Origin of the sequence: Actinophytocola xanthii (genome assembly GCF_001921205.1) — a bacterium.
Taxonomy (GTDB): Bacteria; Actinomycetota; Actinomycetes; order Mycobacteriales; family Pseudonocardiaceae; genus Actinophytocola; species Actinophytocola xanthii.
Genome location: NZ_MSIE01000002.1, coordinates 240,056 through 256,670, shown reverse-complemented (window position 1 = coordinate 256,670; position 16,615 = coordinate 240,056). Strand labels below are relative to the sequence as shown.

12 protein-coding genes are annotated in these 16,615 nt (G+C 72.0%); 7 read left to right on the top strand and 5 right to left on the bottom strand.

Features of this window, described 5'->3' with window-relative positions:
* Positions 1–89 precede the first annotated feature (89 nt).
* From BU204_RS02760 to BU204_RS02745, 4 genes are all read left to right on the top strand, one after another.
* Positions 90–1,466 (top strand): alpha/beta hydrolase, encoded by a 1,377-nt coding sequence (locus BU204_RS02760; RefSeq protein WP_083660941.1) that lies wholly within the window; start codon positions 90–92, stop codon positions 1,464–1,466.
* Positions 1,467–1,588: 122 nt separating this feature from the next.
* Positions 1,589–3,163 (top strand): hypothetical protein, encoded by a 1,575-nt coding sequence (locus BU204_RS02755; RefSeq protein ID WP_143229269.1) that lies wholly within the window; start codon positions 1,589–1,591, stop codon positions 3,161–3,163.
* A 165-nt stretch (positions 3,164–3,328) separates the two neighbouring features.
* On the top strand, positions 3,329–4,492 hold the full coding sequence (locus tag BU204_RS02750) for a M23 family metallopeptidase (RefSeq protein ID WP_075123888.1): 1,164 nt from the start codon (positions 3,329–3,331) through the stop codon (positions 4,490–4,492).
* Positions 4,493–4,593: 101 nt separating this feature from the next.
* Complete coding sequence (locus BU204_RS02745; protein WP_198942745.1) at positions 4,594–5,244, top strand: lysozyme family protein; 651 nt, start codon at positions 4,594–4,596, stop codon at positions 5,242–5,244.
* 9 nt (positions 5,245–5,253) lie between these two features.
* On the opposite strand, the gene BU204_RS02740 is transcribed toward BU204_RS02745, so the two are convergent.
* Together BU204_RS02740 and BU204_RS02735 are read right to left on the bottom strand one after the other, a co-directional pair.
* Positions 5,254–6,747 (bottom strand): tannase/feruloyl esterase family alpha/beta hydrolase, encoded by a 1,494-nt coding sequence (locus BU204_RS02740; protein WP_408607979.1) that lies wholly within the window; start codon positions 6,745–6,747, stop codon positions 5,254–5,256.
* A 216-nt stretch (positions 6,748–6,963) separates the two neighbouring features.
* Positions 6,964–8,352, bottom strand: a complete 1,389-nt coding sequence (locus tag BU204_RS02735) for an MFS transporter (protein WP_075123886.1) — start codon at positions 8,350–8,352, stop codon at positions 6,964–6,966.
* A 145-nt stretch (positions 8,353–8,497) separates the two neighbouring features.
* Between BU204_RS02735 and BU204_RS02730 the strand changes: the two genes are divergently transcribed.
* On the top strand, positions 8,498–10,291 hold the full coding sequence (locus BU204_RS02730) for a helix-turn-helix domain-containing protein (RefSeq protein WP_233159070.1): 1,794 nt from the start codon (positions 8,498–8,500) through the stop codon (positions 10,289–10,291).
* Here the strand turns inward: BU204_RS02730 and BU204_RS02725 are convergent.
* Both BU204_RS02725 and BU204_RS02720 read right to left on the bottom strand, forming a co-directional pair.
* Entirely contained in the window at positions 10,266–11,948 is a 1,683-nt protein-coding gene (locus BU204_RS02725; protein ID WP_075123885.1) for a long-chain fatty acid--CoA ligase, read from the bottom strand. The two genes, BU204_RS02730 and BU204_RS02725, sit on opposite strands and share 26 nt — an antisense overlap.
* Before the next feature lie 116 nt (positions 11,949–12,064).
* Positions 12,065–13,060, bottom strand: coding sequence for a helix-turn-helix transcriptional regulator (locus tag BU204_RS02720; RefSeq protein WP_075123884.1), 996 nt, complete (start codon positions 13,058–13,060; stop codon positions 12,065–12,067).
* A gap of 104 nt (positions 13,061–13,164) precedes the next feature.
* Here BU204_RS02720 and BU204_RS02715 point away from each other — a divergent pair, with 104 nt between their 5' ends.
* Together BU204_RS02715 and BU204_RS02710 are read left to right on the top strand one after the other, a co-directional pair.
* Positions 13,165–13,815 carry a TetR/AcrR family transcriptional regulator gene (locus tag BU204_RS02715; RefSeq protein WP_075123883.1) on the top strand — a complete coding sequence of 217 codons (651 nt, stop codon included), beginning with the start codon at positions 13,165–13,167 and terminating at the stop codon, positions 13,813–13,815.
* 102 nt (positions 13,816–13,917) lie between these two features.
* The gene (locus BU204_RS02710; protein WP_075123882.1) at positions 13,918–15,228 is read left to right on the top strand and encodes an MFS transporter; all 1,311 of its coding nucleotides are present in this window, start codon (positions 13,918–13,920) and stop codon (positions 15,226–15,228) included.
* Positions 15,229–15,246: 18 nt separating this feature from the next.
* Here BU204_RS02710 and BU204_RS02705 read toward each other — a convergent pair whose 3' ends face one another.
* Complete coding sequence (locus tag BU204_RS02705) at positions 15,247–16,551, bottom strand: hypothetical protein (RefSeq protein ID WP_143229268.1); 1,305 nt, start codon at positions 16,549–16,551, stop codon at positions 15,247–15,249.
* Positions 16,552–16,615 lie beyond the last annotated feature (64 nt).

Below are 16,615 nucleotides of genomic sequence, written 5' to 3'. Positions count from 1 at the left end.
CGAGGAGCAGCGAGAAAACCTCCGCTTCGGTGTCCGTTCGCACAGGCCTGGTTCGACGTAGCTGTGAACGGACCCCACCGGGAGGAAGAATGAGATCGTCGCTACTGGCCCTGCTCGCCGTCCTCGTCGCCGCACTGCTCGTCGCGCCGGCTGCCGCGGAGCCGGCGGGAACCGGGCCGCAGGTGCACCGCGGGACCATCGACGGCGCGGAGTACCTGGTCACGGTGCCCGAGGACTGGAACGGCACGCTCGTGCTGTTCAGCCACGGCTACTACCCGGAGGCCTACCCGCCGCCACCAGGGCACGTGATGCTGTCCACCGCCGAGCAGACCGCCGAGTTGCTGCTCGACGACGGCTACGCGCTGGCCGCGTCCAACTTCCGCGGTGTCGTCGGCTGGACCGTGGAGCCGGCGCTGCGCGACCAGATCCGGCTGCTCGACTGGTTCGAGGACAACATCGGTCACCCGCGTCGCACGATCGCCAGCGGCATGTCCATGGGCGGCGGCATCTCGGTGCTCCTCGCCGAGCGCAACCCGCACCGGTTCGACGGGGTGCTCGCCCAGTGCGGTGAGTACGACATGCCCGGCAGCTGGAACATCGCGCTGGACGTCACCTTCGCCGTCCGCACCCTGCTGACCGACGGCACGGCGGAGCTGGTGCGGCCCGAGAACCCGCGGGCCTCGGTCGACGCGCTGCACGCGGGCGTCGCGAGGGCGCGCACCAGCGAGGCCGGCCTCGCCAAGCTCGCGCTCATCGCCGCGCTCGGCAACGTGCCAGGCTGGATGTCCGCCCACGACCCGGCACCGGCGCAGCTGTGGCAGCGGGTGCAGGCGCAGGCCGACTGGATCGACCTCGCCTACGTCCAGGGCATCGGCCCCGGCGCCCGCCCAGACGTCGAACGACATGCCGGCGGCAACCCGTCCTGGAACACCGGCGTCGACTACCGCCGCCAGCTCGCGATCTCCGGCCAGCTGGACACCGTCCGCCAGGCCTACGCCGCCGCGGGCGGCGACCTGGCCGCCGACCTCGCCGCGCTGAACAGGGCACCCCGCATCGCCGCCGACCCGAGGGCCCTCGGCTACATGTACCGCCTCGCCGTCCCCCGCGGAAGCACCCCCGCTCCGGTCCTCACCCTGCACAACCCGGCCGACGGCGGCGCGGTCGCCGACCAGGTCCGCTGGTACGCCGAGCACACCGACGACCGCCAGGTCAGGCACCTGTGGTCGGACCGGGGCAACCACTGCGCGTTCAGCGCGGCGGAGGAGGTCACCGCGCTGCGCGTGCTCGAGCGCCGCATCGAGACCGGCCGCTGGCCGGACACGAGGCCGGACACCCTGAACGCCGCCGCCGGCGCCTTTGCGCCGGAACACCACATTGTCAAGGACATCGTCACCTGGGTGGACAAAGCGATGCCGCCGGCGTTCACCAGGTACACGCCGAGCACCTTCCAACGCCCCTCCCGGTAGCTCCCGCGCGCGGAAACCGGTTGCCGGTCCCACCCGGCGGCCGGTTTCCCGCGCACCGCTGTGACCAGAACGTCCCGGGCGGCATCTTGTGCCTGCTCCTGATCACGGCTAGAAACCCGACCGTGTCCACATCGACCGGTAGGGTCGCCGCGGGACGGCCCAACAAGATCGCCGACGACGGCGGCCGCTTCGCCAGCCGCACCCGGATCGCCTGGTTGCTGCGGATGAGCCGGCTCTACGGACGGGATCCGGAGTTGGCCGTGGCGACCCGCTTCGTGGTCGCGCTCGCCGCGCACCACGGGCCGGTCGCGCCCAGCCAGGTCTCCCGCTGGGAGAACGGGGCGCAGCCGGTGCCCTACCGCGTGATCCGCGCCTACGAGAACGTCCTCGAGCTGCCGCCCGGCCACCTGAGCGCCGCGATCGACGCGGTGCACCAGGTCAGGTCGGTCCGGCCGGGCACGCCGCGGCTGGACCGCCGGTTCGTGCCGGACACGCGCCTCACCGCCGAGCTGGACGACCTGCTCGACCGCTGCCTCGGCGACGCGCTGGTCCGCGGCGTGGACTGGGACGGGATGAGCGCGCGCCTGTTGGCGATTCCGCACGTCTACCTGCCGAAGGCGTCCTGGCGGACGCTGGCGGACCGCCTCCTCGCCGAGATGGCGGTCTCGCGCGGGCGCGGCTACCAGCACCGCTGGGAGGCGTTGCGCAGGCTGCAGGGCCACCCGGTGGCCCGCGAGGCGGTCGCCGCGGCGGTCACCGAGATGGTGACGGATCCGGCCAGCCAGGTCGTCTTCGACCCGCTCATGCTGCTGGTGCACGACCGGCACGCCACCCAGCTGCTGGTGAACGAGGTGGCCTCGCCGGCGAATGAGCGCACGCTGTTCGCCGCCCTGACCGTGTGCGAGCTGGCCGCCGAGGGGGGCCGGTTCGGCGGCGAGGACGCCACGGCACTCGGTATGCACGTCCGCACCCTCCTGGCCGACAACGGCCTGCCAGCGCACCTGCGCCGGGCAGCCGAGGACCTGACGGCGAGGCTCGCGCCGCCCGGCACCAGGACCACGCGCGCGCCGCGCCGCGGCGAACGGGACGTCGCGGCGGCCGTCGCCTCGCTCACCACCACCGCGGAGGCGGCGCTCGACGTGACCACCAGGGGGACATCGGCCGGTGAGAACCGGATGCTGTCCCGGTTGGTGGACGAGCTGCTCTTCAGCCGCCAGCCAGACGTGCGGTCGGGCGCGGCGGCGGTGCTGGCGGCGAGCCCGTTCGGCGGGCCGCTGGGCGACGCGCTGGCCGGTGCCCTCGCGGCCTCCCCGGCCGGCGACCGCTCGCCGGTGAGCGAGTGGGCCTGGGCGCTCGGCGCGATCGGCGGCGCCGCCCACCGGCCGGCACTCGAGGCGGTGCTGACCGGTCCGGTGTCCGGCGCCGTGGCCGCACAGGCGGCGATCAGCCTCGGCAACCTGCCCGGACGCAGCGACCCGGCGGTGCTCACCGAGACCGTGCGTCGCCACGGCCACGCCTGGCAGCGAACCCGGCGGGCCGATGCGGAGGAGGTGCTGCGTGCCTCGCTCTACGCGGCCGGGATGCAGCGCGCCACGCCGGTTCTGTCGGACGTGGGAGGCCGGCCTGACCTGCCCGCGGAGGTCCGCGCGGCCGCCCGCTGGTGGCTCGTCCACTCCGGACCGGTGGCCGAGGACTAATTGCGACCCTCCGCGGCTCTGGCAACAACGCGCTGCGGCAGCCGGCGGTCCGGTGGAATCGACCCCGCGTAGTCGGCCGGCTGCCCTGTCGTCTGAAGGCTTCCGACGCTTCGGATGAGCCGTGTCCCCCCTCCGGCCGTCACGCGCGGAGAGCGGAGGACCTACATGAGACGACGATTCCTGACCGGCCTGGTCGCGGCCGGGGTACTCGCCACCCAGGTGGTGCCCGGTGCCGCGTCGGCCGAACCGGCGCCCGACCTCACCTCGGCGGTGGTGGCACGGCTGGACGGCCAGCGGGCCGCCGTGAAGGCCGTCGCGGCGACGACGCCGAGGGTGACCATCACCAAGCAGGCCGACGGCTGGGCCTTCGGCACCGCCGTGCTGGCGACCGCGCCCAACTCGCCGGCCATGCCGGAGGGCTGGTTGTTCGTCGCCCGCGAGGACGGCGACCGCTGGCGGGTGGCGCTCGAGGGCGAGGCCGCCTTCGGTGACCTGACGGCGAAGGCGCCGGTGGTGTCCGAGGTGGAGCGACCCCTGCTGACCGCACAGGACGGTGACCAGCCGCACGTGCGAGCCGCGGGCGGCGACTACCGCACCGGTATGGCCCTGCCGTTCTTGAACGGCCAGTCGTGGGGCATGCACGGCGGTCCGCACGGCTGGAGCGGTAGCGCGGCGCCGTGGAGCTCGATCGACCTGTCGGGCGGCGACCAGGTCGTGCGCTCGGTACGGCGCGGTACCGCGTACACGATGTGCACGGGCTGGATCCGGGTGATCCACGACCGCGGCTACTCCACCGACTACTACCACCTGTGGAGCAGCATCAACGTCAACGGTGCGGCCGTCGGGTTCGGCACGTACCTGGGCACCACCGGCACCGACGTCACCTGCGGCGGGGCCGCGACCGGCCGGCACGTGCACTTCGGACTGCGCCAGAACAGCGCCTACATCGGCATCGCCGACCACAACCTCGGCAAGTGGGTGCTGCAGAACGGCGGCTCCGCCTACCAGGGCTCGGCGCTGCACGGCAGTACCCGCGTCAACGTGGGTGGATCGCTGTACAACTACGGCGACCTGGGCCTCACCCAGGCCGTCATCGACACCAACGGCGGCGGCCCGGCGAACAAACGCACCGGCCCGGGCTCGGGCTACGCGCTCGCCGGCACGGTGGCGGACGGGGCGACCGTGAGCGTGGCCTGCTCGTCCAACGGCACCAGCCACACCGGGCGGTGGGGAACCTCCAGCCTGTGGAACAAGCTCACCGACGGCACGTGGGTCAGCGATGCCTTCACGTGGACAGGCGTCGGCGGAGCAGTCAACGGCTCCTGCTGACGGGCACGGGCGACGGGAGAGCGCACTCCCGTCGCCCGTGTTCACCCCCCGGCCCGGTCGGACCGTAAGGTGTCGGCATCCCTCGAGACCGGGAGGCCGTGGTGGTAGAACGCCGGAGCTGGGCGCTGGTCGCCGTGCCCGCCGCGGTGGTGGGGGTCGGGTGGGTGGTGCGGCGGGTCGCCGTGCACGCGCACAGCACCGGTATCGCGGGGGTGACCCCACAGGCCCCGAGCCGCGACCCGGCGCGGCTCGTCCCGGCGGTTCGCGGGCACGCAGAGGCCGCCGGTGTGAACCCGGTGCTGCTGATGGCGATCCTCTACGCCGAGTCGTACAAACCGCACGTGCCGCTGCTGGAGCGGGCCTGGCAGGTGGTCCACCGCGACTCCGCCTTCGGCGTGGCCAACATGCACCGCCTCGCCTACGAGCGCACCCGGCCGGGACGCCCGTTTGCCGGACGCGCCTGGACCGAGCTGCCGGGGGACCCGGACCTGGCCGTGCAGGCCGCCGCCTGGCACCTCCACGACCTCCGCGCCCGGCTCCCCCTGGTCATCGTCGGCACGTTCACCGCCGACGAGCTCGTCGGGATGGGCTACAACGCCGGGGTGCGGAACATGCTGCGGTTCGCCCACGGCACACCGCCCGGTCCCCGCGCCGCGGCCTACCTCGACCGGCTCCGCGAGCACTGGCAGCGCGCCGAGGCGGCGCTCGCCGCCCCGCAGCCGCCCCGCCCGTCGGTGCCGGTCGCCTCCTGAGGACGTGCCCTAGCGGGTGCAGACGAAGCTCGCGGCGCTGTGCGGGTCGCCGTCGCGGTACCTGGGCCAGGCCGGGTAGTCACACAGTGGACGGGTTCGGTCCTGCCGCAGGTCGGCCACGACCGGGTTCGCGGGCGGTTGTCCCCTGTCGACCCAGCGCTCGAGCGCGGACAGGGAGTCCCAGCCGGCGGCGAAGGCCGGCGTGCCGAAGTTCGCGTGGTTCGCCCCGGGTACGAGGTAGTACCGCAGGAACGCGCGGGTCGACGCGGGACCCAGCTCGTCGCGCACCCGCTCGTAGTAGTCGTTCGTCGAGCGGTGGGAGACCAGCTCGTCGGCCGCCCCGTGCAGCAGGATCAGCTTGCCGCCGGCGCGGGCGAACGGGCGGAGGTCGACGGTGTTGCGGTCCTGGACCGTGGACAGGTGGCTGATCCGCCCGAGCCACCGCCCGGGACGCCGGGGGTCCACGTCGAGGGAGTTCTGGGCGGAGTTCCGGGTCAGGAAGTACTTGACCCACTGGTCCCAGTACTGCATCCCGTAGCCGCTCGTCACCGGCATGGGGTTGGCCGGCGGGGTCGTGCCGAACCCGAGGAACGGGGTGCGCATGTCCGCCCCCGACAGGAACGGGAAGCCCGGGTACCCGGTCTCGCCGCTGGCGATCCGGTACGGCCACCGGAACGGCGAGGACATGGCGGTCACCGCCGCGAGCTGGCGGTCCGACAGGCAGCTCACGCCCGTGTCGGCACCGCCCGGGCAGCGCAGCACCCGGGGGTCGAAGCGGCAGCCGCGGAGGTTCGAGACGACGCCGTCCCGGACACCGTCCACACCGTCACACGCGTCGATGACGCTGCCGTACAGGAGCCCCTGCTTCTCGGGCCCCGGGAAGGCGCCGGGGCGGGACAGCACCTGCGCCAGGTACCCCAGGTACAGGATCTCGCTGAGGTTGTTCCAGGCGGGGTAGGCGGAGATCACGCCGTCGAACGCCCGGGGCCACCGCTGGGCGACGACAAGTGCCTCGCGGCCGCCCGTCGACCCGCCCGCGAAGTAGACCCGGGCAGGGCTCGTCCCGTAGGCGTGCCGGATGAGGAACAGGCTCGCGTCGCGGGTCTTCTTGAGCGCGTCACCGGCGGCGAAGTTGTGCAGGGCCTCGTCGTTCGCGCCGAATGACCCGTCCAGTGACGGAGGAGCCGTCGGACTCCCCTGGTGGCCGGAGTCGCTCGCGAACGTCGCGTACCCCCGGGCCAGCGGCACCGGTCGGTCCGCCGGACCGAACGGCACGTTCGCCGTCAGGTCGGGAACGGTGCCGTTGTAGCCACCACCGCCGAACATCATCGCGCCGCGGCCCCAGCCGTGCGGCAGGGCGACCCGCATCCTGATGTCGGGCGCGGCGGGGTCGACGGGTGAGATGGCGGCGTCGACCCGGCAGTACGTGACTGTCCGGCCACTGAGGACGCTGGTGATGACCGAAGTGGACTCGACACGCCCGCCGGTGGTCGGCAGGCTCATGACCGACGCCGGGATCCTCAGCTGCGCCAACCCCGCGCAGTTCGGCACCGTCGTCGGGCGGCCGGCGCCGGGTGCGGTCGTGGCGGTGGCGGCCTGGGTGCCCACCGCCGCGCCGGCCAACAGAACCACGGTCGCCAGCACGGCGAGCCGACGCGTGCCCCTTGCCGAAATCCTGCTCACGCTGACTCCTCTGCGTCTCGTCACGTCCCCGGGTCCTCAGCGGTAGAGGTGCGTTCCCGGGATGGCGTCCGGGTCGGCGCGCACCTCGGCGGAGTTCGTCTCGGGCAGGAACCACGCGCAGACGAACGTGATCAGTCCCATGAGCATGATGTAGGCGGCGACGGGCATGGTGCTCCCGGTCCCCGCGATGAGCGCCGTCATGAGGAACGGCGTGCCACCGCTGACGATGATCGCGGAGAGCTGGTAGGACAGGGACGCCCCCGAGTAACGGACGTTGGGCGCGAAGAGCTCGCCGAGGAAGCTCGCGATCGGGCCGTAGGTGAGGCACTGGAACACGAACCCCACCACCACCGCGACGAAGATCAGCGGCAGCGACGCGGTGTCGACGAGCCAGAAGTACGGGAAGGCCCAGACCGCGACCCCCAGACCACCGACCAGGATCAGCGGCCGCCGGCCGATCCTGTCGGACATGTGCCCGGACCAGGGGATGGTCACGAGCATCGCGACGGAGCTGAGCAGCACGACCGCGAGGAGGGGGTTGCGTTCGAGCCCGAGGGAGTTGGTGCCGTAGCTCAGCAGCCCGGAGATGCTGACGTAGAAGAGGCTGTTGGTGGCCGAGAGGATGCCGCAGCCAAGCAGGATGGTGCTCCACTTGCTCCGGATGACCTTCGCCAGCGGAGCCCGGACCACCGCACCCTCCGGCCGGGCCACCTCCCGCTGCAGCTCGCGGAACTCCGGAGTGTCCTCCACTTTGGCCTGGACGTAGAGCACCACCACGAACATCACGATGCTCAGGAGGAACGGGACGCGCCAGCCCCAGCTGAGGAAGGCGTCGTCCGGCATCAGGCCGCTGGCCGCGACGAAGATCAGGTTCGAGATGATCACCGCGACCGGGACGCTGGTCTGCCCGAAGGTTCCGGCGAAACCGCGTCGTTTGGGGCTCGCTGACTCGGTGAGCAGGAGCATGATGCCGCCCCACTGGCCGCCGGCCGCGAGTCCCTGGAGGAACCGCAGGGTGACCAGCAGCGTCGGTGCCAGCGCGCCGATGGCCGAGGCACTGGGCAGGCAGCCGATGAGGAACGTCGCCGCTCCCATGAGTGCCAGGCAGGTGACGACGACCGGCTTGCGTCCGTACTTGTCACCGAAGTGTCCGGCGAGCACGCCGCCGATCGGCCGCGCCACGAAGCCCGCCCAGAACGTGCTGAAGGCGAGGAGGGTCCCGGTCAGGGTGGAGGACTCCGGAAAGAACACCCGCGGGAACACCAGGGCGGCGGCGGTGCCGTAGAGGAAGAAGTCGTACCACTCGATCGAGCTGCCGACGAGTCCCGCGGTCAGTAGCTTGCGGAAGGCGCGACGCCGGGTCGCCGGCACGCCGGCGCCGACGTAGCCGGGGCGTTCTTCTGGCTGGGCGAGCGGAGTTGCCATACATGCCGCCTTCGTCGATGACACCGGCAAAGTGATGACGGTCATGTTAGGGCGCCGTTACGCTGTGTTTGAGGTATGCATCCTCCACGCCTCACACCGGCTGGGTGGGTCTTTCCCCCACCTGAGGCCGAGAAGGGACGGCACCGTGGCCAGCGACCCCGAGGGTGAGATCGAGTCGCGCGCGCTGGTGCGCCGGCAGCGCGAGCTCGCGTCGTTGTACGCGACCGCCAAGTCGCTCACCGCCCTGGGCGAGCTCGACGAGGTGTTGCAGTCGATCGTCCACCACGCCCACGAGCTGATCGGCACGGACTTCACCTACCTCTCGCTGGTCGGCCCGGACGGCAGGCTGTCGGCCAGGGCCGCGGAGGGAACGATCTCCCCCTCCTTCCTCACGGCGTCGATCCCGGCCGACGTCGGGCTCGGCGGGAAGGTGCTGGCCTCCCGGAGCCCGCACTGGGTGAGCAACTACGCCGCCAGTACGGTCATCGACCACGATCCGACCTTCGACCGCCTGGTCGGTCCCGAGGCCCTCGTCGCGCTTCTCGGTGTGCCACTGGTCATCCGGGGTGACGTGGTCGGCGCGTTGTTCGCCGCGGACCGCGCGGAGCGCTCCTTCCACGCCGGCGAGATCGCGCTGCTGAGCGCGTTCGCCGACCACGCCGCGGTCGCCCTGGACAACGCCCGCCTCTACGAGGCGAGCCGGAACTCCTTGCGGGAGCTGCAGAACGCCTACCGGAGGATCGAGGAACAAGTCGCCGTCGTGGAACGGGCGCAGGCGATGCACGAGGCACTGACCGGTGTCGTGCTGGAGGGCGGCACTCCGGACGACGTCGCGCAGCTGCTCGCCGACCAGCTGGGCGGGAGCGTCACGCTCCTCGACCGGACGGGTGTCACGCTCCTCCACCGGGAGTCGGCGTCGAGCTCGAGCCGGGCACCGGCCGGGGCCGACCTGGCCGACGCCGTCGAGAACGTACACCGAACCGGCCGCTGCGCCACGTCGGTCGACCCGGACGGGGTCGCGCGCAGCGTGGCTCCGATCCGGGCGGGCGACAGCTACCTCGGCGCACTGGCCTGGAGCCGGGACGCCGTCGCCTACCGCGGCGTCCGGGACGACATGGACCTGCGCACCCTCGAACGCGCAACGCACATCCTCGGGCTGCTCATCCTCAAGGAGCGGGCGGTCGCCGAGGCGAGCGAGCGGCTGAGCGGAGAGCTCCTGACCGAGCTCATGGTCGGCGGCCCGGGGATCAGCCCCACCCAACGGGCAAGGACCCGGGCCCGCAACATCGACGCCGACCGCCTCGAGCTGGTCCTCGTCGCGGACTCCCCCGCGTTGTCGGCGACCGCGCTCTCCCGCCACCTCCACGACATCGCGCGCGAGCGGTCCGGACTGGCCGGGGAGCACCTCGGCCGCGCCACGATGATCCTGCCCCGCGCGGACGACGACCGAACGGTCGAGGAGGTCCACAGTAGACTACGCCGTACGCTGGGCCGCCCCGTCGTCGTGGTCGGCGAACGGGCGGTCAACCAGGACTGGGCCCGCGCCTTCTCCCTGGCCAGTCGGTGCGGCGCGGTGATGCGGGCGATCGGGCACACCGACCTGGGCGCCACGACGGGTCGCTACGCCCTCTACGCCATGCTCTTCGACACCGAACGGGTGCGCGAGCTCGACCGGTTCGTTGCCGACACCATCGGCCCGCTGCTCGACTACGACCGTCGACGCGGCACCGACCTCGTGGACACCCTCGCTGTCTACTTCGTCCACCGGGCCAATGTCGCGGCGACCGCACGAGCCTTGCACGTGCACGTCAACACGCTGCTCAAGCGCCTGGACCGGGCCAGCGAGGTCCTCGGTCTGGACCTGCGCCAGGACAACGACCTGGAGCTGCGGCTCGGACTCCGGCTGCACCAGCTCAGACCGGTCGCGACTCCCCCGTGAGGCGCAACGACTCCCGCAGCGCGCTCTTGGACAGCTTGCCGGTGCCCGTCTTGGGCAACGTCGCCATGAAGACGAACTCGTCGGGAAGCCACCAGCTGGCGACCATCGGCGTGATGTGCCGCGCGAGCTCGTCGGCCGTGGTGGTGCTGCCCTCGCGCAGCACGACGTAGGCGACGGGGCGCTCCATCCACCGCGGGTCCGGGCGGGCGATCACGGCCACCTCGACGACGTCGGGATGTGAGGAGACGGCGGCCTCGAGCTCGACCGAGGAGATCCACTCCCCACCGGACTTGATCAGGTCCTTCATCCGGTCCACGAGCCGCAGGTAACCCTCGGCGTCGATGGTGGCCAGATCCCCCGTGCGCAGCCAGCCGTCCTCGGTGAAGCTGTCGCCGCCCTCGCCGCGGAAGTAGCCACCGGCCACCCAGGGGCCGGCCACCTGCACCTCGCCGACGGCACGGCCGTCACGGGGCAGCTCCTGGCCCGTCTCGACGTCGACGATCCGCAGGGTGACCAGCGGCAGGGGTTGTCCCTGGGCCGCTCGCACAGCGACCCGCTCCTCCTCGGTGGCGTCCAAGTGCTGGGTCCGCGTACCGCCGATGACCCCGACCGGGCTGATCTCGGTCATCCCCCAGGAGTGGGTGATCGGTACCCCGACCGTGGCGCGGTAGGTCTCGGCCAGCGCCGGAGGAACGGCGGAGCCGCCACCGAGCAGGAACCGCACGGCGCTCAGGTCGTGCGCGTGGAGCTGGGGTACCAGGCTCGTCCACACCGTCGGCACGGCACCGGCGACGGTCACCCGCTGCGCCTCCATCAGCCGCAGCAGGTGGGCCGGGTCCGCCGACCTGCCGGGCAGGACCAGTGCGGCACCGGTCATCATCGCGCCGTACGGCAGGCCCCAGGCGTTGGCGTGGAACATGGGCACGATCGGCATCACGACGTCGCTCTCGCTGAGGCCGATGAAGCCGGCGGCGAGCGTTCCCAGGCAGTGCAGGACCGTCGACCGGTGGCTGTAGAGCACACCCTTGGGACGGCCGGTCGTGCCGGAGGTGTAACACAGTCCGGCGGCCAGGTTCTCGTCCGCGAGCACGAAGGTGTCCTCGAAGGAACCCGCGAACGGTGCGCTGCCGGAGACCAGCTCGTCGTAGTCCAGGACGCGGGGGTCGGACGGGATCGGCACGGGGCCGTCCTCGGGATTGTCGTCGGGGTTGTCCTCGGGACTGTCGTCGGGCAGCACGACCCAGTACCGCACCCGCGGCAGCCGGTCGGCGCTCGGCCAGATCCTCGGGAGCAGTGCGCGGTCGACGAACACCACGTCGTCCTCGGCGTGACCGACGATGTACTCGAGGTGCTCGGCGGGGAGCCGGATGTTGATCGAGTGCAGGACCCGCTTGGTGGCCGGCACGGCGAGGTAGAGCTCGAGGTGGCGCCGGCTGTTGCTCGCGAACGTGCCGACCCGGGCGCCGACCGGGACGTCGAGGGAGGCCAGGGCGGTGGCGAGCCGTCTGGTGTGGACGGCCACGTCGGCGTAGGTGACCCGCTCGGCATCGGCGGTCACGACGTGCTTGTGCGCGTAGAGCCGCTCGGCACGCTCCAGGATGTGCGCGATGGTGAGCGGCCGTGGCTGCATCAGCCCGTCCCTGTCCAGGTCAGGCATCGGCGTCTCTTTCGTTCGGCGAATCCGCTGGGGTACCGCCAGTCACCCTAGGTGAGGTCCTGGGTGGACAGGAGGTGCGAACCTCCCACTCGTCCGCCCCTCCCGGCGGCGGTTCCTCACACCTCGGGCCGGTCGTCTGCCGGCAGCACCGCATAGGTCGCGGCGACCGCGGCGGCGCGGTCGCGCAACGATGTGCGCAACCACTGCGGGGCCAGGGCTTCGGCGCTCGCGCCGAGCTGCCACAACGCCCACTCGGCGTGTCTCGTGTCCTGGAAGGCCACCTCCAGCCGCAGCCAGCCGTCGGCGTCGGCGTCCTCGGCGTGGACGGCCACCGCGGTGCCCACGAGGTTCTCGCGTCGCGCCGGGTTCAGCCGGACCAACACGGTGACCTGGTCGTCGCCGGCTCGGAACCGGGTGCCGCGTTCCTGCCACGCCCGGTCCAGATCGACCCGGTCCGCCCGCTGCGCGGGCTCGTCGAGCTCCTCGGCGGCCAGCACCCGGGACAGCCGGTAGGTGCGGTCCGCGCCGGACCGCGTGGCCAGCAGGTAGCCCTGACCGCGCACGGTGACCAGGCCGATCGGGTCCACCGTGCGCCAGGTCGGGGACCGGTCCGCTGCCGCGTAGTGGATGCGCAGCCGGTGCCCGGCGAACACCGCGCGCCGCACCTCGGCCACGACGGCGTCGGGCACCTCCTCGTCCACCACCCGGCGGGAGAGGAGGTCGGTCTCCGGGTCGATCAGCAGCCGTTGGGCCGCGCCGGCCGCGGTGGCCCGGTAGCTCTCGGGCAGCGCGTCGACCACCTTGCGCATGGCCGAGGCGAGCGCCGAGCCGAGGCCGAACGCCTGCGCACCGCGCCGCGACCCGGCGACCAGCAGGGCGAGTGCCTCGTCGTGGTTCAGCCCGGTGAGCTCGGTCTGGAAGCCGGGCAGCAGGGCGAACCCACCGTGTCGGCCTCGTTCGGCGTAGACCGGGACACCGGCCGCGGACAGCGCCTCGATGTCCCGCAGCACGGTGCGGGTGGACACCTCCAGCTCGCGGGCCAGCGCGGCCGCTGACATCCGACCGTGCTGGCGCAGCAGCAGCACCAGCGAGACCAACCGGTCGGCGCGCACCCGCGGAACTCTACCGAATACCTGACACAGGACGTCGTGGTTCGTTGTCGCCCACCGCGTAGAGTGGCGCGGAGGAGCAGCGACGAGGGGTGAGAGGGACAACGTTGGCCGCACAGCCGTCCGAGCCCGACACGGACCGCTCCCGCGACGCCGAACGCACCCGCGCCGAGATCATCGAGGTGGCCACGCGCGAGTTCGCCGACAAGGGTTACGCCGGTGCCCGGGTGGACGAGATCGCCGCGAAGATGAGCACCACCAAGCGGATGATCTACTACTACTTCGGCAACAAGGAGCGCCTCTACGTCGAGGTGCTCGAGCACGCCTACACCCGCATCCGGTCGGTCGAACAGCGGCTCGACGTCGAGCACCTCGACCCCGTCGACGCCATGCGCCAACTCGCCGAGCTGACCTTCGACCACCACGAGTCCCACCCGGACTTCGTCCGCCTGGTCAGTATCGAGAACATCCACCGGGCCGAGCACGTCGCCGGCTCCTCCGTCCTGTCCGGACTCGCCACGCCCGCACTGGACGTCCTCGCCCGGATCCTGGACCGCGGGCGCGAGTCGGGGGTGTTCCGCGCCGGGGTCGACCCGCTCGACGTCCACATGGTGATCAGCTCGTACTGCGTGTTCCGGATCGCCAACCGGCACACCTGGCAGGCCATCTTCAAGCGCGACATGCTCGACCCTGAGCACCGCGAACGCCAGCGCGCGCTGCTCGGCGACCTCGTCCTGGAGTACCTGACCGCGCGCTGAGCCGACGCCGGTCCTTGACAACCCGTCGCGGCCACCTCTATTAACTATCCAGTTCGTACGCCAGTTCTTCTGTTCCGCGACGATGCCCGACAGAGGAGTCCCGTGAGCACCGACCCCACCACCCACGGCACCCCACGGCGGGCGGCGGTCGCCGCGTGGATCGGCAGCGCGCTCGAGTACTACGACTTCTTCATCTACGGCACCGCGGCCGCGCTCGTGTTCAACGACGTCTTCTTCCCCGAGTCCGACCCGGCCACCGGCACCCTGCTCGCGGTCGCGACCTTCGGCGTCGGCTACGCGGCCCGGCCGGTGGGGGCGTTCGTGCTCGGCCACGTCGGCGACCGCCTCGGGCGCAAGCGGGTCCTCGTGTTCACCCTCCTGCTGATGGGCGTGACGACCTTCCTCGTCGGGTGCCTGCCGAGCTACGAGCAGGTCGGGGTGCTGGCGCCGGTGCTGCTGGTGGTGTTGCGGCTGCTGCAGGGGCTCTCGGCCGCGGGCGAGCAGGCCGGGGCGAACTCCATGACCCTCGAGCACGCCCCGCCGCACCGGCGGGCGTACTACACCAGCTTCACGCTCAGCGGCACTCAGGCCGGCCAGATCATCGCCACCGCGGCGTTCCTGCCCGTGGCCGCGCTGCCCGAGGAGGACCTGCTGTCCTGGGGGTGGCGCGTGCCGTTCTGGGCCAGCGTCGTCGTGGTCGTCGTCGGCTACGTCATCCGCCGGCGGCTCGAGGAGACCCCGGTGTTCACCCGCGAGGCGTCCACGGCCGGGGTCGCCTCGCTGCCGATGGCCGACCTGTTCCGCCACCACTGGCGCGACGTGCTGCGTGTCGTGTTCGCCTCGGTGATCGCCTCGGTCAGCACGATCTTCACGGTGTACGCCCTGAGCTACGCGGTCAACACCGTCGAGCTGGAACGGACGCCGATGCTCTGGGTGGGCGTGCTGGCCAACGCGGTGGCGCTCGTCGCGCTGCCGTTGTGCGCCACGCTCGCCGACCGCGTCGGCCGCAAACCCGTCTTCATCGCGGGATCCCTGGGCTCCGGGGTCCTCATGTTCGGCTACCTGGGCGCGATCTCGGCCGGCAACTACCCGATGATCTTCATTGTCGGGGTCCTCATGTTCGGCGTCGTCTACAGCGCCACCAACAGCATCTGGCCGTCCTTCTACGGCGAGATGTTCCCCACCCGGGTCCGGCTGTCCGGCATGGCGATCGGTACCCAGCTCGGCTTCGCCCTCGCCGGCTTCTCCCCCACCATCGCGGCCGCCCTCGACGGCGACGACGGCCGGAACTGGGTTCCCGTCGCCGTGTTCACCGCCGCGCTGTGCCTGGTCAACGTGGTCGCGGTCGCCTCGGCGCGGGAAACCTACCGGGTTCCCACCGAACGCCTCGGCGAGCCGGTCGGGCGGGGATGAGCACCGCGACGCACCAGATCAGGCGAACGGCGGCGCGAGGGGCTGGCGCGGTGTCCCGCCGCCACCGATCGTGTTGGGACCGTTGTTGGTGATCACGTGCAGGTTCGAGAAGACCCGGTCCAGGTCCCGGATCCAGGGGCCGGTGTTGGCACCGTCCGACCAGCCCGAGTAGTCCTGCCGCAGCCTCGCGATGTTCGGGTTGGTGTAGACGTGCCGCTCCATGGGGAAGCCCCAGTCGGCGCGGAACTGCTCCCGGAAGTCACCGGCGGGGCCCACCTCCACGCCCACCGCACAGGTCTGGGCCGGCGTGGTGTCCACGCAGTAGGCGCCGTAGTTCTGCAGGGTCCAGGCGATCTGCCTGGCAGGCTCGGTCTCCAGGCCGAGCGCGGCCAGCTCCAGGGTCGGTGGGAGCGCGTAGAGCGCGCCCTGCACGACGTGCTGGTCGAAACCCTGGTTCCCGCTGTTGCTGTCGCCGTTGAACGCCGGCCACACCCAGTTGTTCGCGCCGTCGGGGGCATGCCACTGCACGCGCTGGGGCAGGATGAGCTTCAGCGCATGCCGGATCCGGCCTCCGCCCGGCCGCAGCTCGCCCAGGCGCAACGCTCCCCCGAGCACGCTGAGGTGGGTGCCGCCGTGCTCGCCGAAGCGGCCCTCGCCGAAGATGTCGCTGCCGGTGAGGCGCCAGGACAGCGGCCAGTTCCCCGTGGTGGAGGAGCTGACCATGCGGGCGGCGGCATGCGTACCGGGGGCGCACCGCGCGAACGCGAAGAGGCCGACCAGCTCCCGAGCGGTGCCCGAGCCGTCCGCCGGACGGATTCCGCAGAAGCAGCCGTTGACCTTCCCCTCGCCGGCGTTCGTTCCCTCGTGGAACGTCCAGTTCGAGGGGATCGGAATCCGGTCGAGCAGCCGGGGCCGGTTGCCGTTGCTCGGGTCGTCCATGATCGTGCAGCGGTCCGCGGCCTCGTTGAACGACCCGGCGTTCCACCAGACGTCGGTCAGCGGGGCGTCCGGCCGCAGGCAGATGATCTCGTGCTCGATCCGGTAGCCGTTGCGGGCGATGTACTGGTCACCGGTGGCCAGCGGGTCGGCCGGGTTCAGCGGCTGGAAGCCGGCATCGTGGTACCGCGCGGCCGAGCCGATGGGCATGTTCCAGATGCTGTCCCGCGCGAACGGCCACTGGAAGACGTCGCGCGAGGTGGGGAAGGGGTCGTCGACCGGCGCCGCGGGGGCGAGCGACAGCCCGGTGGCCCTGGCCGCCTCGGCGCCGGCGGCCACCCCGGCCGCCGCCACGACCGCCGTCAGTACAGAACGTCGTGAGTACATGGTTCCTCCCTGTCGACCTGCTGCGGAACGGACATCGCCGATCGTCGTCCGGCGGGAAGCCGAG

What these genes read in the sequence shown, in the direction of transcription:
- BU204_RS02705 (WP_143229268.1), bottom strand. Translation starts at nt 16,551, where the DNA reads ATGTACTCACGACGTTCTGTACTGACGGCGGTCGTGGCGGCGGCCGGG.
- BU204_RS02735 (WP_075123886.1), bottom strand. Translation starts at nt 8,352, where the DNA reads ATGGCAACTCCGCTCGCCCAGCCAGAAGAACGCCCCGGCTACGTCGGC.
- BU204_RS02740 (WP_408607979.1), bottom strand. Translation starts at nt 6,747, where the DNA reads ATGAGCCTGCCGACCACCGGCGGGCGTGTCGAGTCCACTTCGGTCATC.
- BU204_RS02760 (WP_083660941.1), top strand. Translation starts at nt 90, where the DNA reads ATGAGATCGTCGCTACTGGCCCTGCTCGCCGTCCTCGTCGCCGCACTG.
- BU204_RS02725 (WP_075123885.1), bottom strand. Translation starts at nt 11,948, where the DNA reads ATGCCTGACCTGGACAGGGACGGGCTGATGCAGCCACGGCCGCTCACC.
- BU204_RS02750 (WP_075123888.1), top strand. Translation starts at nt 3,329, where the DNA reads ATGAGACGACGATTCCTGACCGGCCTGGTCGCGGCCGGGGTACTCGCC.